Genomic DNA, 20,481 nt, shown 5'->3' on the forward strand with positions numbered 1-20,481 from the left:
GAGAACGGATCACAAGAGGACCCGGGCGGACATTTGTTCTTGATCAGGTGTGCGTGTGTCGACTATCCCACCTTTGCGTCCCGCCGAGCCCACTCTGTTGCGGAGAAACAGGAGGCAAGCCACAGCGCCTCGGGCATGTTGAGGATCACTCCACTGATGACCGAGACAGGCGTGAGCCGCCGGAGTTCCTCCGGGAAGTCTCCGCCGAAATCGAGCCCCTGAGACCAGGCCCCTGGCATGAGTAGTCCGCCAGGCGTGATTCGGATCGGATTCCAGTCGAGGTCGCTGTGAAGGAGGGTAGCGTACGGCTCCCCGCGGCGCTGCCAGAAAATCAACTGCTCGTCAAACTCATTGACCCAATGTAGGACATGATCCGCAGGGTCGAAAGCAACTCCTGCCATCTCGCCGAGATGACTCAAGACGGCGTTCCGACCTCGGTACCCGCCAACGTACGCGCGGGCCCTATCCACAAAGCTCGCCACGGTAGTGGTGTCCAGCACAGAAGTCGCCGGAAGCCTGATGGTGCGCGGCCTAGAGCCTTTGTGTCGTCCACTACGGAGCTGTTCTGTGGCGTTCGCCCAGTACAGCTGCGCCGTATCCGGATCGAAGACAACACAGAACACGGGCACATTTCCATTTGCCCAAGTCTCGTAATGTTGTCGCACTGGCACGGCGTAACCATATGATCGTCGCCATGAGGTACCTCCCTTGACCTGCATCTTGATGACGTCATTGGTTACGCGCCCGGCGTTGGCGAAGGTGACGAACAGATCCTCGCCATAGTCGTTCTGCCCCGAGATCTCTTCTACGACGTGGTCCTGACTCTGCAGGAGGGTGCGCAAGGCGTTAACTGCCGCCTGCTCCATCCGTCGCCCGCTGGGAACCGTCGTCATGCCCCTACCCCTCACCCCGGTGACCGTCTGCTCACTGTGCCATTCGGGACGGACACCGGAAGGTGCTTCTGGTGGCCGCTAGGGTCCGGGAGGGACTCTTCACGAGTTCGGCGCACCTTAGGCATCGCGCTTCCGCTGCCTGGCATCCCCGACCGGATCGCGGACTCGGTCACGGGGTGGATGCCGGGCGGATCGACACTCATGCGGGCGCGGTACATGCACGTCACGGCCGATGCCGACGAAGGTTGCCGGGCCAGGCGGGAGCCGCACTCTGGGGCGCCCCGGAAGGCGCCCAAGACCCCAAGTGAGACGGAAACTGAAACAGGCAACGACGAGCGCCCCGACCGCATGGCAGTCGGGGCGCTCGTTTTGCCTTTTCAGGCTGGCGGAGGATACGAGATTCGAACTCGTGAAGGTGTGAACCCAACACGCTTTCCAATTGATCGCCTGCCTGTCCAACCCCGTCCCTAAAGGTTCTGACCTGTGGCGGAGCAGGTGCGGCCTATCCCTATGGACTCCGGTGTACGCCAATGAATGAGACCAGGATTGAGACCACGGGCGCCCGGGCGGAGCGCCTACGCCATGAGGCTCACTGCTCGACCAGATCTGGACGCCACTGCCGCACCTCGTCGTCGAAGCGCCCATCGGCGACGTCTCTCAAGGCCGTTGCGTATCCGACCTCGAGCGCCTGCCCAACCAGCTTTCGGATCTTGTCAGGGACATGGAGGAGGGCATACCCAGCACCTGAGCAGAGGTTGGCCATGGCTTCGTGCGTGGCCTCAGCGTGCTCGGCGTCGACGCTGCCGGAGTGCATGATCGATCTGGCTTCATAGCGACCTTCCCTCACAATGAGTCCCTTTTACGACCAAGCCCAGGTCATCAGGGTTCCAGAGCTGCATGGCGATCGCTTGGTAGAGGGCTCCGCGCTTGTCGATGTCAGCAGCCTTGAACTCCTCATGGGCGTGGGAACTTGAGCTCCGAATCCTTGATGAAGCCCAGGAATCTGGGATTCTTTTCATCGGACTGGGGATCCAGGCTGACTACAAGCAGATTCCGACTGAAGTACCGTGGGCGCTGCAATGCGGCGAGTGCCAATGGAGTCGATAGATCAGCGAGATATCCGTGAATCCGTCAAAATCTCGAAACCGACATCGGACTCCAACTCCTGCATATGGACTGGTGCTGCAGAGGAGATTCCCAATCGTTTCGTCGGATCTGTAGTGAACGTTTGACTCAACACTAGGACAGGCCGTTCTCCCCGGGTTCTTGTTCCGTGTCCAGTTGCCGCCACAACCGTTCCGCGATCTCCACCAACGTTCCCTCTCCGGGTACCCGCCACTGCTTGGGTCCTTGGACGGCACTCCACTGTTCCCGCCACTCGGCCTGCTGCCAGATCTGGTTCACCAGTCCAGTAGGCGAGTAGCGTCGGCCATCCACCTCCCAAAGGATCGGTGCCTTACGATCGTTGAGCCAGGTGGCTCGGCGGCGACGTGGATCCTCGTCGAGCCAGGCACCGATGGCGCGTTCCTCCGTGTCACTAGGTGCGTAGGCCAGTGGGGTGCCGTCGGAGATGAGGTCGTGGTCCACCAGAAGGTGGATGGTCGGCGGGCGCTTCGCATGCTTCTTGTGGTCGGCTGCTACCAAACCGGTGTAGGTAGCCCTACGCGCCGCTCCTCCAGCACGCGGCCGCACCTGTACCGATGAGGCCACACGTGACCGTGTGAATGGGCCCGGTAACGCATCCGGGGATCACGAGGCCTGCACATGACCAATCGATCCGACCGCAGGTGCTCGACGTATGCCAGCCGACCACGATTCTGAACCTACGACTCGAACAATGGAGGTTGGTTCCAGGGCGAAATCGTCTGCTGGTCGTCGTCCCCGAGGAACGACATCAGCTTCTCGTCTTCGTCGCTGGAGAGGTCGTAGAGGAGGCGCGCTGTGGTCCCGATCAGCTCGTCCAAGGGAACTTGGCTGCGAGCACCCCGAGCGCTGGATACGTGGTGACTAAAGCTGCACCGAAGAACTGCTCCTGAGCGCGTGGGTGCATCGGCTTCGATAACCGCTTCTTCCTGCCCAAGCGCCTGGCTGATGCCGATGAGCTGGGTGTCGTGTACGACGTTGTCCCCAGGGCCGTCGTATCCGATGAGACGATCGGTCACGACCATCCTGATCGACGACAGCGCGATCGAGAAGCGGTCGGCGCGGGCACGGACCACATCCAGCGGTGGCTCGTCGAATGTTTCAGCCGCACCTACATCCCTGCGTGTCTGGGCTACGTAGGCGCGGAAGCGGGGTGTTTGGAGCATTAGCTGCCCGCGATCCACTGTCCATCGCCATGGACCGGTCGGTGACCCGGAAGTCGTCCCTGGAGCGATCAAACAGACACGACTCTGCCAGTGCCGGACCGCCGGACGCATGAGGTGCTGGAGGTTTTCGGGATCTCGCACCGGTGTGCGCAAGAGAAGTGGCAGGCTGATGAGGGCAAGCAGCCGGTTCCAGAACTCAGTGTCGGGAATCTCCTCGGCATCGAGTATGTAGCCCAGCGTGGGTTCGTCCAGCCATCCTGATCGGCGGATCGTTCCCGGGAAGCTGGTGAGCGGTGCACCACCTCCCTGCCAAAGAGCGGCCATGAATGCCGTTATGCGGTCGGCCACTTGCGGAACCATCTGCGTGGACACCGCCTCTACGGCAGTCCGAGTAGGACCGGCCCGTCCGTCGCGGGCCGCCGCGACACCAGTGCTCACAGCTGTGGCGAACTGGGCCGCCGCCGGCCCATCCAGAACGCCTCGGCCGCCTTCGACAACTGAACTCGAGATCAGCCGAGGAACGCTGGGACTGTCCTCGACCGGCACCAACTCGCCGAATGCGTTCGTGTCCAGCAACAGTGCCTGCCGCTCTGTCGCCTCGGATCGGAGCCCAGTCGCTTCCTCGACGGCCGCGAACTGACCCAGGGACAAGACCATGGGGCGGTCCTTGGTCTGCAGTCGCGTGATGTCTTCCTGAAGCTCAGCCGGGTTGTTCGTTGTTCGTAGGTATACGTATCGATCCGGTGTGCGAGCGGCCTGGGGCCAACGAATCACCATGTCCGGGGCGAACGTGTGGTTGAAGAAGCTTGTCGCGATGACTTCTGCTCGTGGTTCCATACGTCGTAGCTGTCGGCCGACGACCTCCTTCACCCGGGCAAACGGCCGCCGCGGTTCGGCCTCGTCCATCGCTGCCATGATCGCCTGCGACGCCTGATTCACCACTGTTCCCCCTTGCGGATGAGCTCGGCAGCCACGATGGCTTCCCAGTCCTTCAAGGGCACCAGCGTCTCTTGCTTCTCCGACAGGACGATCAGCCAAAGCCGGGCCGCGACCTGTGCCACGACGTCGGGGTCGATGACTGCGTCGGCTGCATCGCGATCGAGCCCGAAGACACGTTCGCTATGGAGCAACACCGCCTGTTCGACCTGCTTGGGTGAATCCAGCTGCGACCAGGTGTTGGCCCGGAACGGAGCCCACGTGATCCACATCAAATGGTCGCTCAGCAGGTGGTCCGCTTGGCGAGCTACGTAGCACTTGGCGACGAACTCGTCGAATTGTGCGCCTTGGTCACTGGGCTTCTGGTAGTTCTTTACCTCGGCGCAGAACATGTCGCCGTGATACGGAGCGCCTCTCATCGATCCACCGAGGTCGAAGGAGAAAGTCTGCCCACCGTGGGGCCACGCCAACGTCAACCGCCGTGCACACGAGGGAGAATCCGTGTTGGCATAGGCACCAGAGATCCTCATGGTGCCCTCAAGCCACATCTTCGCCCTGCGAGCGCCCGAGAACCCTTTGAGGTGGGCGTCCTCCCCCACTGTCACGCATTTGAGGGTAGAGGAGATTCGCGGTCATGCAAGGCGCATATGGCAGCAACCGCAACTGGCGGGATCGGCCCACCGCCGTAGAGGCGACCAATCATCGGCTCACCGTCGCTGGCTGACGTACAGGCGGGGACTTGCCAAGTGGGAGGCGTTGTGTTCGTGCTTCCAAGCCGAAGGTGTGTCCCGCCCGCGTTCGCGTCGGCGTGAGATCGGGACGGACCCCCGTGCCGCGCGGTGACCGCCGTCGACGATGGCTCGGGCAGGTGCTGACGGCGGCCTCGGCCAACAACGACCACGACGTGAGCATCGGTGCCGATATCGACCTGGTAGTTGGTGGGGTAGTGGTGGTTCTTTGGACGTTCGGCCACGGCGTGGTTGCGGGTGGGGACCAGGGTGCCGTCGACGATCGGAACGGTGCCTTTGCGGAACCGCACGAGCCTGGAGTGCGAGTTTCAGGCCGGGGTCGTCGGCGATCCAGCCTGCGGCCGACTTCGATATGCCGAACAGGGGGGCGAGTCGGCGCAGCTCCGGGTTCGCTCGCCGGCATTCGGTGACCATCAGACCCCGATCCTCCATCGGCAGTGCCGACGCCTGGCGCTTGTCGACCCGATCGACTTTGTCGCGACGAAGTGCTGTCATGAGTCTGCCGAACCGGCGTGGGCTCAGCCCCGTGAACGGGGTCGTACAGGACGGCTCCGACGCCGTGATTACGCCAGCCACATCAAGATCACCCTGCCTGCGACCAGCACTACGGGACAACGCTAGACCATCCTTATGGAACTGCCGGATGTCACTGTGCAGTTCGCTTGTGTAAGGTCGAGCATTCGTTCAGCCCGGTTAACGAGTTGATCGTAGGTGACTACGTCAATGCGTGTCATGTGACTCGCGTAGGTTCGCAGGATCTCTGCGATCTCGCTGGGCGTAGCCCGGTGTGCCGTGAAGGCACTATGCCCGATTACGACGGTCATCGAGGCTCTGCGGCAGTCAATGCCGAATTCCGCCAGGATCGTGTGACGCTGTTCGTCGAGGCTGACGAGGTAGTTCATGGCCTGATTGACCGCCTCATGGACCTCGATCCCCGGAATCCGATGATTACGAAGCCTTTTGACCAGGTTCTTGATCTCAGCCTTCTTGATTTCGACACCGTGCAATGTTCCGTCCGGACGAATCAGAGACAGGTCGAGCTGGTCAAGGACGGTCAGCCTGCGACGGGCCGTGCCGCTCAGGAAATCGCCGCCAAAGATCCAGGTCATGTTCTCCAGGATCGCTTGGAGTTCGGCTTCGCTGGTCCCGTGGGCCTCGGAAGCCGCCTTCAGGCGAGCCAGGTCCGTGCGGCGACGCGCCTGCTCTATCAACGTGGTCAGGGCACGAGCCTCGTCGATCCCGGCGGCAGTCAACGCGCCGGTCGGATCGCTCCTGAGCACCCTCAGCAGCTTGTGTACGGTGGAGCGGGAAGCCTTGCCGGTCACTAAATCGTCAGCATTGTTGACGGGGCTTCTTTCGGATGTTCGCTGTCGATCAGGAGGGTAGGTGGTAGTGAGTTGGATGCCGATTGTGGTGCGCGTTGCCGTGATGAAGAGGTCGGGATCATCGGCGAACGCGCTCACCCCGTCGAGTTGATGAAGGCGCAGGAGTGGAACCTGGTTGACAAAGTTTTCGCTGTAGAAAGAGGCAGTCTTGTCGTCATGCGTCTTGGCTATGACCCAGCGTTCGATCGGACGCTCCTGGTCGACGGCGAATTCGCCTAGATAAAGAGCAAACTTACCGCGCCTTTCGAAGACTCTCAGGGGGATGCCGCGACGCACATGGGTCAGGATTGCTCGATTCTCTGAGGAAATGCTGTAGCGGTCCTCGATACCAGGGACGATCAGGGCACCATCCACCCATAGCGGCGAAATCTCCGTAGGCGAAGAATTGCGGGTGAGGAAGAGCAGCGTATTGGGAGTTAGGGCGCTGGAGGTGAGCGGAGAACTGCGGTTGCCTCCGTAGACATCGTGCACCTGTCGCTTCGGGACGACCATTCCCGCATCGATGTTCCAAGAGGCCGGCCATGGGACCGTCGGTAAGGCGGGATCAGTGATAAGGTCGACGAATCGCTGCCACAGTTCGGGCGGAAGCTCCAAAGCGCTGAGGGTTCGCATGATCCAGTGCACCGAGCGAGCTGAGCGAGCGTGTTTGGCCACGTCTCCAAGGCCGGATTCGGCGAGTTCGGGGGCCCCGATTGGCTTTCCCAGCCGCAGTCGGTCGAACGACAAGGTGACTTCCACGTTCGCAGGCGGCTCGACCGGTGTAACGCCGGCACTGGCCGCGCGGGTCACTCTCCTGATCTCGTCCTCGGAGGGCGTGCTGCTGCGGACCGTGCCAAGACCGACTACGCCGCCGCCACGCCCGGGACGCCACATGACCACCGGATCTCCAGTTCGGACGTCGGCGCGGGCCAGAGCGCGGATGCGTGGATCCCAGGCGTCAATGGCTGAATCTGAGTTGGCCCTCTTGTCCTGCGCCACATAGAGCCACTGTCGCAATTTAGTCATCTTGTTCCAGGTGCGAGTAGATATCAATAGACGTATGCCTGCCATGGTGACCCGAGGCACCGACAACTCGGTGATGATCCGCCCCTGTGGATGTCTCTTGCGCAACTGCTGTTCGTACGCCGGGCGTTACGACTCTGCTGTGTACTCCTTGACAGCCCCGCGAATTCGGATGCCCTCCATGCGGCAGGGTGACGGCTCTCCGGCGGGTGGGTCGACGTATCCGCGTGAACCACCGTGAACGCGGGTGGCCGGGACCGCGTCAAAGTAGGGCTGACCGGGGGTGTGTTCCCGGGCCAACTGCAACCACAACGACGTCAGCCCCGACCGGCGAACCGATCGGGGCTGACGTTTTGCCTGTTCAGGCTGGCGGAGGATACGAGATTCGAACTCGTGAGGGGGTGAACCCAACACGCTTTCCAACTGTTCGTCCGGGTGTTCAGGTGGGTCCGTCAGGCTCCTGGCCTGCGGTGGAGAGGCTTGATGGGCGACGGCCGTACGGTGGTGAACGGGCGTGAATGCAACTGGAACTGCAACTACCGACGGCGCGTCCTGCCTGGTCGGAGGCGGATTCCGTGGCGACCGACCACGTCGTGAGCCGAGCGCGCGCGACACGTTGTCCCGAAGTGACCCGAGGGTGAATGGTGGACGGTTGAGAAACAGGATGCGGGGACCGGTGGGGTGGCCAGCGTCCCGGGGTGGCCACCCCCGCTGAACGTCGGAGTGCGCATCCCGGGCCTGACGCTGGCCGGCGCGCCCGATGACCTGCTGGCGTGCCCGGTCGGACCCGCCGCGTGAACGACGGCCCCTCGATGCGAACTACGGGCAGGGCGGTCGCTGAGGTTGTCCAACGTGGTCAACGAGCTGCTAGTGGTTGATCTCGGGTGCTCGTGGTCAGGGCGGTTGCTGTACTCATGCTGTACAGCACCGGTCAGGCGGGCACTCAGCGTTGTGTCAGCAATGAATCCTCAGTTCGCCTTCGTTGCAGAGGATGACAACCTGATCACCCGTCTCAAGGACGTGGAAGTGGCGCTCGCGTGCGATGCCGATGATCTCTTCCAACGACGCCATACGCTCTACGTCGTAGATCGACCGACGCACGACTCCTCCCCGATCTGCCGCTGCTGCCCTGAATATCTGATCAACCCATGTACTCATGGTGGCAAGCTAGAGTTTGCGCAAAGCACCTCGCTGGCGGTCATGGAAGTCTGCGGAGCTATCGGGGGGAACGCGACATCACCCTTCCATTTGAACCTCAGCCGCCTCCGCCCTTGCTTCCATCCCGTCTGCCGTCGGCCCGCACTTCTGTGGAGCGGGCGTGGTTCAGGGCGTCAAGGTGGAGCGCCCTGCTGGACGTACGACCTTGACGCCCTGGGCCGCGGCTGCTCGGCTTGCCCGGGTCGATGGCAGGTGGGATCGGAGCCACCTCCCGCACCCCCAAGAACGTGCAGACGCCGGCGGTGCCCCCTCCATCTCGGAGCCTGAGCGCCCCCGCCGGTTCGACGGGCTTCATCCTCCACGCCGACCAGCTGTGACGCCAAGGACGAAAGCCTGCTTCAGTGCAGGTCTCCCATCCACATCCGCCGCCCCACCTCGTCGAGCTCGGCCCGCCGGGCCGCGTACTCGGGCAGGGCGAGGCCCAGGAGCCGCCAGAAGGCGTCCCCGTGGTCCGGAACTCGGACGTGTGCGAGTTCATGCGCGATGACGTAGTCGACCAGGTGCATGGGCAGCTGGAAGAGCGGCCAGCCCAAGGCCATCAGCCCCGGCCCGCCCCCGCGCGCATCCGGCCGGTACAACCCCCAGCGGTCTTGGAGGTCGCGCACCTCCAGCTCCGGTTCGGCAACCGCCATGCGAGCCGCCCATGGCTGGAACCGGTTGACGGCCCAGGCGCGGCCGACCCGGGCGTACCAGTCGACGAGGGCCGCCCGCCCTGCCGGCGGATGCTCGGCGAGATGCCCGGCCATCACGAGCCGCCCGGCCATCAGCCGCACCCGGCCGTCCTCGGAGGAGCCGTCGGAGATCGCCAGTCGGTAGGTCCTGCCCAGGTAGCGGAACACCTCGCCGTCGGCCAGGTGCTTGGCCGGGTGCAGGGACCTGGTCCGCTCCCGCTCGCCAAGCTTGGTGACCAGCCAATGGCGGTGGGCCCGGACGAAGTCCTCGGCCTCCACCGCCGTGCGGTCCGGCGGGGTGTGCAGGGTCAGGGTGGCGTCGGGCTCCACGGTCAGCGCGAACCGCTTGCGCCGGGGGTGGGCGCGGACCCGCAGTGAGAACCCGTCGATGTCGATCGACACACCCCCCGGGAGGCAGACGTCTGCCAGGGTGTCCTGGCTGCTGTCGGCATGCTTCTCGGCGGGTGCGGTCACCCTCCTATTCTCCTCTCGCCCTGCCCAGGAACTGGCGGCGGTTGTCGTTCGCGAAGGAGGCGAGTCGCTCGGCCATCGCCTTCAGCGGAGCCCAGTCCTTGTCCGCGGGCCGGAGCCCGCCAGCCAGTAGCCTTCCCTGGATGACCCCGGCCAAGGTAGCCAAGTCCTGGCTCTGCCCCTGGTAGGACACCTTCACCATGGTCTCGGCCGCCACGTCGCACAGCTGACCGACGAGCGGGCGGAGGTCGTCCCCGGTTTTCCTGACCTCGGTGCTGTCCGCCATGAGCTGGACCAGCAGGCGGTAGGTCCTCTGCTCCAGCGGGCTGAGGCCGGCGACCTCCGGGTCCTCCTCGTGCTCCTGCCTGGCCTCCTCGATCAGACGTGCGAACTTCTCGGCCTGCTCTTCGAACCGGTCGGGAGTGGTCCGGAGGATCTCCTCAAGGCGTTCCGACAGGCGCTGGTACTTCTCCGGGTCCTCCCGCCGGACCCGCTCCTCCAGGTGGAACCGCAAGGCGTGCCCCATCTCGGCCGCAGCCTCGCGGGGCGGCAGGCCGCGCACCGCGTCGTCGAAGCCGTCTGCGGTGATCCAGACCGGCGGGATCGCCTCCTCGATCTCCGGCCCCTCCAGATGGTCGGCGATCATGGCCCGGACCTTCCGGCCGTATCTGCGGAGGGTGAACGTGCCGCCCTCGGCGTCCCGGAACAGGCGTCGCACGCGCTTCTGGAGCAGCCCCCAGTGCCGGGCGTCGTTCACGTACTCGAGGGCAGCCTCGTGTGGCAGTACGCGTTCCATCGTGTCCAGGAAATTTTGCAGTGCCGTGTCGAACGCGAGCCGGGTGCGCTCGTCCTCGAACCGGTCCAGGGCGGCACGCAGTCGCACCGGGTCGGTCAGGTCGGCGTCCGTGACACCGAGGTCGCGGAGGAGGCCGCGCACGGCGGCGGCAGCGGGTTCGAGACTTTCGATCTCCACCGACATGCTGCGCATCGTGTCGTGCTGGTCGGCCTCCCGGTATCCGGCCAGCGCCTTGTTCAGATGGCCGAAGACGCCGTAGTAGTCGACGACGTAGCCGATCTCCTTACCTGGGTGCGGGCGGTTGACGCGGGCGACGGCCTGGAGCAGTTCGGCGCCGCGGATCGGGCGGTCCAGGTAGAGGACCTGCTCGCGGGGGGCGTCGAAGCCGGTGAGCAGCATCGACTTCACGATCAGCATCGCGATGGGACTGTCGGGGTGCACCGGGTCGGGCACGGCCCCGCGCCGGGACGCGTGGGGCTCTGTGACGGCGTGGGACCAGGGATGATCCGCGTTCCGGTCGGCGGCCTCCGCTTCGGGAGTCGTAACCGGCGGAGTCACCGCCGTCGCCTGGGCCCACACCGAATCGGGGGGCAGCAGCGGGAACGCCTTCTGGAAGCGCGCGATGTACGCCTCCTGCCGCCTGGAGTCGGTCCACTCCGCCCACTGGCCGTGCTTGCTGCCGGTGCTCGGAGAGATGACGGGCACGAAGTCGATCCGGCGCAGCAGGGCCCGGAACTGGTGGGCCTGGTGCAGATAGCGCAGTCGGCCCTCCAGCCTCTCCGGCGGAGTGCCGGCGACCGACTCGGGGTCGTACCCCTCCAGTTCCTCCAGCAGCCGGTCGCGGGCCGCCCGCAGAGCGTGGTGGTACTCCACGGCGGCCTTCCGGCTGACGGCCGCGACCTGCGCCTTGAAGCCGCCGGGCAGCACGGTGGTCACCCAGTGCTCCAGCATGTCCTCAGCCTTGGCCGCGATCATCGGCTCGGACTCGGCGACGTCGCTTCCGGTGGGCCACCGCTTCAGCAGCGCGGCCTTCTCCTCCGGCGTGCGGTCGCGGACCAGGTCGTCAAACCGGCGGTCGAGGCCCGCCCCGTCCTTGACCTCGCCCTCCCCGGTGCGCCCCTCGTAGCGGATGCGGACGACGACCTCGTCGTGCTCGGCGTCCTCCATCCGGTACTCGTCCAGGAAGCCGCGCGGGGAGTCACCGCGCCCGAAGATCCGGCGGGTATCCTCCTCCCGCCCGGTAGTGATGGGCGTTCCGGTGAACCCGATCTTCGCCGCGTTCGGGACGGCCTTGCGCAGAGCGGCGTGCAGCACGCTGGTGTGCGAGCGGTGTGCCTCGTCGACCAGGACGAGGATGGCGGGGGACGTGTTGCACTCGGGAAAGTTCGGCACGGGCGGCGCCACCTCGGCGCGCTTCCCGGCGCGGGTCCGCTCGGCCTCCGCGTACTCCTCCGCCAGGTCGCGGCCGTCCTCGTCCTGCTCGGCGTCGCCGGAGAAGGTGAGCCCGACCCCGTACTTCTGGATCATCCCGAAGACGACCCGCCGGCCGCCCGCTCGCAGCAGGCCCTCCAGTTCGGTGCGGGTGTCAGCCGTCACGACCTCGGACCCGCTCGTGTCCAGCGCCTCGGTGAGCTGCGTCTGCAACTGGGTGCGGTCGGTGACGACCACGACGGTGAACTCGCTCAGCCTCGGGTGCGCGTGGACCCGCCGGACGAGGAAGGTCATGGTCAGGCTCTTGCCGGAGCCCTGGGTGTGCCAGATGACGCCGCCGCGCTCGTCCTCGGTCGTCGGCCCGCTCCGGGGCCGCCCGTCGAGCAGCCGCCGTACAGCCTTCTCGGCGGCCCGGTACTGCTGGTGGCGGGCAACGGCCTTGACGGTCAGCGTGGCGCCGGAGTCGGTCTCGACGGGCAGCTCGATCACGTAGTGCCGCACGATGTTGAGCAGCGCCGCGGGGCGCAGCACCACGCCTACCAGCTTCTGCTGCTCGCCGAGTGCGGCCAGCGCGGACCCGTCGGCAGCCGGCACGAGCCCCGCCGTGAGGAGTTCACGCCGCAGGGTGCTGCCGTCCTCGGGCTCGACGCTGCGCCAAGGGTGGAAATGCTCGGGGCCGGAGGTGACAGTCCCCAGGTGGGCGGTCTCACCGCTCGCCGCGACGAGCAACTGCACGGTGCGGAAGAGCTCAGGTACGCCGGCGGGCCGGGTGGGCCCCTCCGCCGGACGGGCCCGCGCTCCCTCCTCTACGACCGGGTTGCCCGCGTAGTGCCGAAGGTCGAGAACAGCCTCGCGGACGGGCTCGGCGAGGTCGGGACTCTTGCATTCGACGGCGACGAGCGGGATGCCGTTCACGAAGAGGACGACGTCCAGGACGGAGTCCTTGCCCGCGCGGTTCCTGACCCGGAGCTGGTCGACCACGGTGAAGTCGTTGAGACCGACCCGGTCGGGGTGCCACTCGATGTACTGCACCGTGGCCGACGCCCCGCCGTGCCCGGCAGAGGGCTTGCTCAGCACGAGTCCGCTGAGCAGCAGCCCGGTGGCCGCCAGGTTGGCCTTGACGATCCCCTCTCCGAGCGGCACGCGGACGAGTGCCGTGATGGCGCGGTCGACGTCGCTCGCGCCCATCCAGGGCACGCCGTCCAGGGCCCGGGTGTTGATCCGGCGCAGGGCCGGGTCGAGGAGGTCGGCGAGCAGGGGCCTGTCGACGTCGAGGGTGCCGATCTCGCGGCCCGGCCGGTGCGTCCACCCCATCGCCTTGAGCTGTGCGACCAGCGGCCGCTCCACCTCGTCCCGCTCCACCTGCATCACCACGAACCCGCGCCTCTCCCCGTACGTCCACTGGAGATCCATTCTGCGCGGCGGGATGGGGGCGCGCGAGGAGTACGGGAGAGAGAGCGGCGAAAAGGGGTGCGGACGTACCAGAATGCGGTGGTACGTCCGCGCGGAGACTCGTTCCGGTCAGCGCTCAGCGGCGCCTTCGCGAGGGTCCCTGGCCTCCTCTCTTCCCGCTCCGGAGCCGGAAGGCGGGTGGCCCCTGTTGTGGGTGATCCGGACGACGCCCCGCAGGGCCTCGGTCATCCGGTCGCCCAGGAAGCCGAGCTGTACGGAGGTGGCGCGGATGTCGGCCAGCAGGTCGGCGGCACGGGCGAGCAGCCGGGCGGCCATCTCGAGTTGGAGGCTCTCGACGGTGTCGGCGGTCAAGGGTTCTCGACACATTCGCCACGCCTGTGGTTTGGGTTCTCCTGGACGAGGCAGCGTTGCATCGCGCAGTCGGAGGGCCGAGGGTCATGGTGGAGCAGATCCGGCACATGGTCTGCCTGATGGAGGCCAGCCGGGTGCGGGTTCATGTGATGCCGTACAGGATTGGCGCTTACCCTCTGCTGCAAAGCATGCTCACACTGATGTCGTGGACCAACAACCGGTCGCATACTCGGAGGGGCTCCAGATGGGCAGGCTTCGCGCCTCTCCGTCTGTGGTCACCCGACTCCAGGCCATCTACGATCTTGCGCTGAGCGACGCGCTGTCGCTAACCGAGTCACTCGTCGACATGACTGAGCGCAGCGTTCCGGACAGCTCCGCGTGGGAGGGCTGGCGCAAGTCCTCGTACAGCACCGCCGGGCAGCAGCTGCGTGGAGGTATCGGATACCTTCCCCTCGGGCGTCTCCGTCCCCGTCCCCGTCCGCGACTCCGAGACCCCGGATGGCCCGGCGGTCGTATTCCCCGCGCCGAGCTGGTCCGCGTTCGTTACGGCCCTGCGATCCCCTCTCCCGCTGACGCTCGGACCCCCGCAACCGCGTCGGGGGTCGCTCTACTCCTCAGCCCCCGACCACCTAAACGGCAACCCGCCCGGACAGTAGATCGTCTACTAGACCCGCTTTGAGCTGACGAAATTTGGCGAGTTCGTCAGCCTCGCGAGCAATTTTTCGATCACAAGTCGCAAGCACAGCCACGCCTTGCCTCTGCCTGACCAACGAAGGCAACGGAATTTCGATGCTCTTCAGCTCTTCTTGAGGCAGCTGGAACTGACCACTGGTTCCGCGAAACTTGGACACGATTTGCCGTCGTACATGAGGGGCAACCAAAACCGCCCCAAGGTAGGCGGGGTCTAGAACTCTGGCATCAGCCACCAATCGCATCACGAGATCAGAAAGCATGATTCGGCGAGGAGCCTCATCGACCACACAAACCGATCCCACGAGACGAGCGGATCCATTGACGCGCACCATTAGCACGTCACCGCGGGAGATCTCTAGTTCGGGACGCACTCTGACCTGCGACAGAATGCGCTTGATTTTTTGAGCGTCGAAATTTCCCGATGTCACGGCTCCAAGACGCATCACACCCCACTCTCCTGGATTCGGCACACCCTCCGGCCCCATTGAAGGAACGCCGACCTCCAACCGATCCAACAGCTCCCGCAACGGAGTCATGGGACTGTCGGATCGACCGCCAGCCAGAGAGAGCAGCATCCCTTCCCGCACGCTGCGCAGCTTGGCGATCGACGCCTCGATGCCGCGTTCCAGCTCCGCAAGGCTTGCGAGCACGTCGACGATCCGCTGTTGCGCAGAAATGGGGAACAGCGGGAACCTCAGGTTGCCGAACCTGCTCCCGCCAAGATGCGAGATGCTCGTCTTCTCAGCAATGCCGGCGAACACCGCGTTCGCACGCCACCAGACGAACACCGCTTGCGCGAACGCAGGCAGCACCACAGATCCGGGCCGAAACCGGATCAGAGTGTTCTGAAAACAGTAGGCTCCAGGTTCGCCGTCGTACAGCGCACTCCGCCCAACCATCATCAGGTTCTCCTGCCCTTCATTCAGCAGGATGTCGCCCGGCTTCAGGCCATACGTTGCGCGTTCGGCCGATGAGAACGCCATCGTATTGACGTCGGAGTAATCGATGCGTCCCTCATAGACGTTCGCGACTCGCAGGTAGGGCCATTGCCCGTCCCCCGCTCGGCTCGCCGGAGACAATTGCTTGCCCATGCGGACGTCACCGAGTTCCCTCACGGGAATGTACCGAACGGACGCGTCACTCCGCATAACCCAGCTCCCTCAGGAACCCGTCCAGCTTCGACGTCGCCCGCTCGCCGTCTGCGCGGATCTCGGCCAGCGAGACCGCGTACTTGCGCTCCCACGTCTCGTAGGACGTCGTCAACTCCCGCTGCCAGCGGACCACGTGGCCGTTCAACTTCGACGCGAGGTCGTCGCAGAGAAGGGCGAGGACGACCCGGCGCTCCTCTGCCGCATCCAGCGCCGCGCGCGTACGGAACAGACGGGGCGGCTCCTCGCCCAGGGTGGGCGGGTCGCTCGGGTAGGGGAACCAGAAGTCCGCTTCCAGGCGCTTGACCACCGCGCCCGCCTTCGCGCGGTCCTTCTTCACGACGGCGATCTCCGCCAACAGCTCCACCAACTCCTCCACCGAGAGGGTGATTTCCTCGACGTCGGTGTCGGACTCCTCGTCGCCGTCGCCGTCGCCGTCGGCCTCCGCCGAACCCGCCGAGCCACCCCCTGCCGCCGGCTCCTTCGGCAACCGCCCGTTGAGTTCCTTCCACTTCGCGTCGAGGTCCGCCTTGCGCGCGTCCGCTTCCTTCAGCTCCGTCAGGAAGTCAGGGGCGATCGCGGCGACGAGCTTGTGGTCGTACGCCTGACGCCGCTCCGCGGCGGTCCGCTTGCGCTCCTTCTTCGTGCGGGGGTCCTGTTCGGGGGCGAGCAGGGTCTCGACGTTCTCCACCCAGCCGTCGATCACGCCCGTGAACCCGTTCTCCGACAGGGCGAGCAGGTCGTATTTGGCCTCGTGCCACCACCCGGCGACCGCGCCCGCGAGCGCGTACCGGTCGAGGAGGCCGACCTGGGTGAGCCGGTCGACGAAGGAGTCCATCAGCGAGCCGCGCGCCCGCATCAGCGCGGCCTTGCGCTCGGAGGCCGTGGACGCGGCGAGCAGTTCCGGTGTCGCGGCCACTGCTTCCAGGTGCTTCGCCTCCGCCATCCACCACTCGGCGAACGCGGCCCGCAGCTCCTCTTCGCGCGGCCGGGCCAGCGCGCCAAGGTCGGGGCGGGCTTCGACCGGCCAGAAGTCCAGGTAGTCGGCGTCTACGGGCGAGCGCTCCGTGAACAGGTCGTCCGCCCCGATCCCGTACGCGTCGAGCAGTTCGCTCTTCGCCTCGATCTCGGCGCGCGGCACCCCTCCGACCAGGTGCGCCCTGACGTCTTGCGGCTCGGGTGGCGGCGTGTTGTCCACGTAGCGGCGGATGTTGAGGTTGTCGCCGTTCTCGGCGAGCTCCTCGCGGGTCACGACGCTCGAGAAGCCGGGCACTTCGGCGAACGTCCGAAACGTGGTCGTGATCTTCTCGGCGTGCTCGGGCAGCAGCACGTTTTGCGCCCGCTCGGCGTGGTACTCGCGGTCCGCATTGATGAACAGGACCTTCCCCGCGCGCTCCGGCTCGTCCTCCCCCCTGTCCCGGTCCTTGCAGCCAGGCGGGCGCAGCACCAGGATGCAGGCCGGGATGCCGGTGCCGTAGAAGAGGTTCGGGGCGAGGCCGATGACCGCCTCCACGGCGTCCTCGTCCAGCAGCTTCGTGCGGATCTGCTGCTCGCCGCCGCCCCGGAACAGCACGCCGTGGGGCATGACGGTGATGACCATGCCGCCGCGCCCCTCCTTCTTGGTCTCCCAGAGCATGTGCTGGAGGAACATCAAGTCGGCCTTGCCGCGCTCGCTGGTTAGGCCGTAGGAGGTCCGCTCGGTCCTGTGCGCCAGGTCCGTGGCCGTGTAGTCCATCGAGAACGGCGGGTTGCTGAGCACCCCGTCGAAGCGGTCCGCATCCGAGGTCGGGACATGGGTCGGCCTTGCCAGGGTGTCGCCGGTGGTCAGATCGAAGCGGCGTACGCCGTGCAGGACCATGTTCATCGTGGACATGATCCAGGAGCCGCTGTTGGCGTCCTGGCCGGCGAAGAACATGTCGGAGGTGTCCCCGCCGTGCTCCTCCACGTACTCCGCGGCGTGGATGAGCATGCCGCCCGAGCCCACGCACGGGTCGTAGATCCGCATACCCTGGGTGGGGGCGAGGAGTTCGACCATCATGCGGACCACGGCGCGCGGGGTGTAGAACTCGCCGCCCTTGCGGCCGGCCGAGTCGGCGAACTCTTTGATCAGGTACTCGTAGGCGGCGCCGATCAGGTCGGGGAACTCGAAGTCGTCCGTGCGCAGCCGGACCCGGCCGAAGTGCGCGATGAGGAGTTCCAGGCGCTTGTCGGCCAGCGTCGCCGTGCCTGCGGCGGCGCCGGAGCCGCCGATGCGGTTGAAGTCCAGGTGGTCGAAGAGACCCGTCAGCTTCTCGTTCTGCCCTTCGAGCAGTTGCAGGGCGGGGCGCAGCACGCTCTCGTTGATGTTGTGCTTGACGCCCGAGAGCTCGTGCCACCTGGCCTTCTCGGGCACGAACAGCACGTCGCGTTCGCGGTACGGGGCCTCTTGCTCCAGAAAGGCGTCGAGCTCTTCGCCGTCGAAGCCCCAGTCCCTCCTCGCCTGCTCCCCGATCCGCTCCCGGGCCGCCTCGAACTCGTCGTTGGCGCGCTTCAGGAAGAGCAGCCCGAAAATGTAGTCCTTGTACTCGGAGGCGTCCATCGTCCCCCGGAGGATGTCGGCTGCGGCGAACAGGTGCCGCTCCAACTGGGCGAGCGTGAGCTTGGCCACGTACGACTCCCTACGACCTGAGATGGCGGTCCGACCCTATGGCCGCCCCGCCCCATCCCGAAATCAGCGGGCCGGTCTGCCGGGGACGTCAGTAGGAGGCGATGCCGAGTACGTCCTCGACGAAGGTGTGCATGTCCGTGTACGGGTCGCGGTTGAACTTGGGCACATGGTCACCGTGCTGATCGTTCATGCGTCGCGCGTTGTCCCGGGCCTCTGCGAACCTGCCGAGAACCTGGCCGGGAAGGACGAGCTTCGGATTGGCGGCGTCCTCACTGCCACGCTGGAAGGGCAGCCGGTCGGCCACGAGATCGCACACCCCCTCGAACGAACCGGTGACCGCTTTGTAGTGGGCAAGCCGCCACACCTCGAAGCACGGATGCGAGAAGGCGACATGAACACCGGCCTCCTTGGCCAGTTTCATCGCCTCGGGGACCCGCGGATGGTTGTCGTGGTCGAAGACGCACCAGACCTGCGGCTGGGCGGCAGCGCCCTTCAACTTCGCGCGCTTGGCTTCGCGGGTCTTCTCGCGCAGGAAGTCAGCCGCCATCTCGACGAGGTCGATCGGCTTACGGTCTACCTTCTTCTTCCGGTTGGCGATGCGCAGCTCGACCTTGGCGGCCGGGTTCTTCAGTACCCCCACCTCAGTGATGATGTCGAAGTACGAGGGCTCGGTCACCTCACCCTCGGTGAATACGAAGACCACCCGTCTCCGCTGTCCCGACCCCCTCGAGGACCGTCCCAACGCGTCGGTTCCCCGCTGCGGCCGTGCCATCAGCCCTGCCCCGCCCCTCCGTACGCCCCGGTCTCCCGCGCCGTCGCCAGCCGCCGGGCGATCTGCCCCTCGAGCAGGGACGGAACGCCGCCGAACGCTCCCGCGAGGTAGGACTGGGTGAGATCCTCCTCCTCGCCCGGGTCCGCGTCCGTCAGCGGGTAGAGCTCGGTCGCCCCGTCCTTGTCCTTCTGTGTCAGCCACACCTGTCCGGGTTCCAGCAGTCGCCCCCCGCTGGGGGTGGTCAGCATCGTCGCGTCATGGGAGGTGAAGACGAGCTGCGCACCATTGGGGTTCGCGAGGGGGTCGTGGAAGAGCCGCACGACTTCGGCGGCGAACCGGGAGTGCAGGCTCGCGTCGAGCTCGTCGATGAGCAGCACCGCGCCCTCGTCGAGGGCCAGCAGCAGCGGGCCGAGGAGGGCGAACCAGGAGCGGGTGCCGTAGGACTCCTCCGACCAGTCGAAGGCCACGTCCCCGCCCGCCGACCGGTGAGTCAGTTTCACCGAGCTCTTTCCCGGGCCCTCCTGCACGACGGAGGCCCCGGTGATGCCGAGGTCCGCGACCCTGAGCAGCTCCTGGATCCGCTGGGCGCGGTCCCCGGCGAGTTCCCGGGTGGTGAAGGTCTCGCGCTGAGGGCGTTCGGCCTCCGGGTCGATCGACCACAGATTGCGCCGGAACCAGTGAAAGAGCGGGGAGAGCTGCGCATGGTTGTCCGTGCCGGCCGTGGAGAGCAGCAGGGCGTTCGGCCGGGTGCGGCGCACGAGTTGGGACCGATCACGGATCCGGCTACCCGGCCACTTGTAGACCTCGGTCCGGGACGCGTCGCGGTCCATCCACTCCTGGCGGCGGCCGTGCGGGTAGCTGTGCAACCACTCAGATTCGACCCGGTCCGAGCCAAGCTCGAAGCCGTACGTCCAGCGGACGGAGTCGATCAGGATGTCGACCTCGAAGAAGGACGGTTCGTTTTCGCTCTTCGGGTGCAGCGCGAAGACGTGGCGGGGGACGCCCTCGTAGGACGCCCAGCGAGCGTAGGAGTTGAGCACCGCGTGCCGCATGTCGCCGAGAGCGCTGAGCACGTTCGACTTGCCGGAGGCGTTCGCACCGAAGACGGCGAGGAGCGGGAAGACGGCCACGGTTCCGCCGCCCGCCAGCTCCACCGGGTTCGCCGACCCGTCGCCCCCGCTCTTGCCCTCGGGCGCGATGAAGGACAGTTCCTGTTCGTCGCGCAGGGACCGCACGTTCGCCACGCGGAATCTCAGCAGCACACCGTCCTCCTCTCCGCGCTCAGCGTAGTCGCGGCCACTGACATCGGCCCGGCGATTGGCACCTGGCCTGCGGTGGCGTGCCGCTTTCGTCGACCTGTGAGTCCTTGACTGGTGGCATATTTTCGATGACCGGCGTTGCGGGTGATGCCTTTGCGGCCGATTCGTCAGCTTCGAGGGTGGTCATTGCCGCACGGCGCTGCTCGCGCTGAACCCGATCGCGTCGTGTTCGCTTGTCCCGCGCGTTGTTCTTCTTGCGTCCCTGCCCCATGCCCGCACTGCTCCTCGGCCGGTGTATGACGAGCACTGAATCTTCCACAACACCCCGACCCCGTGG

Annotated in this window: 16 protein-coding genes; 2 read left to right on the forward strand and 14 right to left on the reverse strand. The window is 65.9% G+C overall.

Features of this window, described 5'->3' with window-relative positions; translation table 11 throughout:
* Positions 1-62: 62 nt before the first annotated feature.
* The 10 genes from B4N89_RS15765 to B4N89_RS15800 all read right to left on the reverse strand — a co-directional run bounded on the left by B4N89_RS15765 (position 63) and on the right by B4N89_RS15800 (position 13,625).
* On the reverse strand, positions 63-893 hold the full coding sequence (locus tag B4N89_RS15765; protein ID WP_078976467.1) for a DUF4365 domain-containing protein: 831 nt from the start codon (positions 891-893) through the stop codon (positions 63-65).
* 589 nt (positions 894-1,482) lie between these two features.
* The gene (locus B4N89_RS15770; protein WP_078976468.1) at positions 1,483-1,707 is read right to left on the reverse strand and encodes a hypothetical protein; all 225 of its coding nucleotides are present in this window, start codon (positions 1,705-1,707) and stop codon (positions 1,483-1,485) included.
* 425 nt (positions 1,708-2,132) lie between these two features.
* On the reverse strand, positions 2,133-2,297 hold the full coding sequence (locus B4N89_RS49805; RefSeq protein ID WP_161500732.1) for a hypothetical protein: 165 nt from the start codon (positions 2,295-2,297) through the stop codon (positions 2,133-2,135).
* Between the two features lie 419 nt (positions 2,298-2,716).
* Positions 2,717-4,141 carry a hypothetical protein gene (locus tag B4N89_RS49015; RefSeq protein WP_143657981.1) on the reverse strand — a complete coding sequence of 475 codons (1,425 nt, stop codon included), beginning with the start codon at positions 4,139-4,141 and terminating at the stop codon, positions 2,717-2,719.
* Positions 4,138-4,530 (reverse strand): hypothetical protein, encoded by a 393-nt coding sequence (locus B4N89_RS15780; protein ID WP_078976470.1) that lies wholly within the window; start codon positions 4,528-4,530, stop codon positions 4,138-4,140. The genes B4N89_RS49015 and B4N89_RS15780 overlap by 4 nt, the downstream gene beginning before the upstream one ends.
* A gap of 974 nt (positions 4,531-5,504) precedes the next feature.
* Positions 5,505-7,250, reverse strand: coding sequence for a Shedu anti-phage system protein SduA domain-containing protein (locus B4N89_RS15785; RefSeq protein ID WP_161500733.1), 1,746 nt, complete (start codon positions 7,248-7,250; stop codon positions 5,505-5,507).
* A gap of 978 nt (positions 7,251-8,228) precedes the next feature.
* Positions 8,229-8,432 carry an N-(5'-phosphoribosyl)anthranilate isomerase gene (locus tag B4N89_RS49020; RefSeq protein WP_143657983.1) on the reverse strand — a complete coding sequence of 68 codons (204 nt, stop codon included), beginning with the start codon at positions 8,430-8,432 and terminating at the stop codon, positions 8,229-8,231.
* 398 nt (positions 8,433-8,830) lie between these two features.
* A complete protein-coding gene (locus B4N89_RS15790; protein WP_078976472.1) occupies positions 8,831-9,637 on the reverse strand; it encodes a M48 family metallopeptidase in 807 nt (268 codons plus the stop codon).
* A gap of 4 nt (positions 9,638-9,641) precedes the next feature.
* Complete coding sequence (locus B4N89_RS15795; RefSeq protein ID WP_235618635.1) at positions 9,642-13,274, reverse strand: type I restriction endonuclease subunit R; 3,633 nt, start codon at positions 13,272-13,274, stop codon at positions 9,642-9,644.
* A 108-nt stretch (positions 13,275-13,382) separates the two neighbouring features.
* Complete coding sequence (locus B4N89_RS15800) at positions 13,383-13,625, reverse strand: hypothetical protein (RefSeq protein ID WP_201260846.1); 243 nt, start codon at positions 13,623-13,625, stop codon at positions 13,383-13,385.
* Positions 13,626-13,651: 26 nt separating this feature from the next.
* On the opposite strand from B4N89_RS15800, the gene B4N89_RS51420 reads away from it, so the two are divergent.
* A complete protein-coding gene (locus tag B4N89_RS51420; RefSeq protein ID WP_235618636.1) occupies positions 13,652-13,936 on the forward strand; it encodes a Scr1 family TA system antitoxin-like transcriptional regulator in 285 nt (94 codons plus the stop codon).
* Between the two features lie 117 nt (positions 13,937-14,053).
* Positions 14,054-14,281, forward strand: coding sequence for a DUF397 domain-containing protein (locus tag B4N89_RS53005; RefSeq protein ID WP_321170692.1), 228 nt, complete (start codon positions 14,054-14,056; stop codon positions 14,279-14,281).
* Here the strand turns inward: B4N89_RS53005 and B4N89_RS15810 are convergent.
* From B4N89_RS15810 to B4N89_RS15825, 4 genes are all read right to left on the reverse strand, one after another.
* Positions 14,255-15,466, reverse strand: coding sequence for a restriction endonuclease subunit S (locus B4N89_RS15810; protein WP_078976473.1), 1,212 nt, complete (start codon positions 15,464-15,466; stop codon positions 14,255-14,257). The genes B4N89_RS53005 and B4N89_RS15810 overlap by 27 nt on opposite strands.
* On the reverse strand, positions 15,456-18,113 hold the full coding sequence (locus B4N89_RS15815; protein ID WP_078976474.1) for a type I restriction-modification system subunit M: 2,658 nt from the start codon (positions 18,111-18,113) through the stop codon (positions 15,456-15,458). The genes B4N89_RS15810 and B4N89_RS15815 overlap by 11 nt, the downstream gene beginning before the upstream one ends.
* An 88-nt stretch (positions 18,114-18,201) precedes the next feature.
* Complete coding sequence (locus B4N89_RS15820; RefSeq protein WP_235618638.1) at positions 18,202-18,816, reverse strand: RloB family protein; 615 nt, start codon at positions 18,814-18,816, stop codon at positions 18,202-18,204.
* Positions 18,817-18,884: 68 nt separating this feature from the next.
* Positions 18,885-20,147 (reverse strand): AAA family ATPase, encoded by a 1,263-nt coding sequence (locus B4N89_RS15825; protein WP_078976476.1) that lies wholly within the window; start codon positions 20,145-20,147, stop codon positions 18,885-18,887.
* Between the last annotated feature and the right edge of the window lie 334 nt (positions 20,148-20,481).

Source organism: Embleya scabrispora, from assembly GCF_002024165.1.
In the GTDB taxonomy this organism is placed as follows: Bacteria; Actinomycetota; Actinomycetes; order Streptomycetales; family Streptomycetaceae; genus Embleya; species Embleya scabrispora_A.

Bases quoted from the DNA above. Each gene is read 5' to 3' on its own strand.
- B4N89_RS15765 (WP_078976467.1), bottom strand. From the start codon at position 893: ATGACGACGGTTCCCAGCGGGCGACGGATGGAGCAGGCGGCAGTTAAC.
- B4N89_RS15770 (WP_078976468.1), bottom strand. From the start codon at position 1,707: ATGCACTCCGGCAGCGTCGACGCCGAGCACGCTGAGGCCACGCACGAA.
- B4N89_RS15780 (WP_078976470.1), bottom strand. From the start codon at position 4,530: ATGTTCTGCGCCGAGGTAAAGAACTACCAGAAGCCCAGTGACCAAGGC.
- B4N89_RS49020 (WP_143657983.1), bottom strand. From the start codon at position 8,432: ATGAGTACATGGGTTGATCAGATATTCAGGGCAGCAGCGGCAGATCGG.
- B4N89_RS15795 (WP_235618635.1), bottom strand. From the start codon at position 13,274: ATGGATCTCCAGTGGACGTACGGGGAGAGGCGCGGGTTCGTGGTGATG.
- B4N89_RS15810 (WP_078976473.1), bottom strand. From the start codon at position 15,466: ATGCGGAGTGACGCGTCCGTTCGGTACATTCCCGTGAGGGAACTCGGT.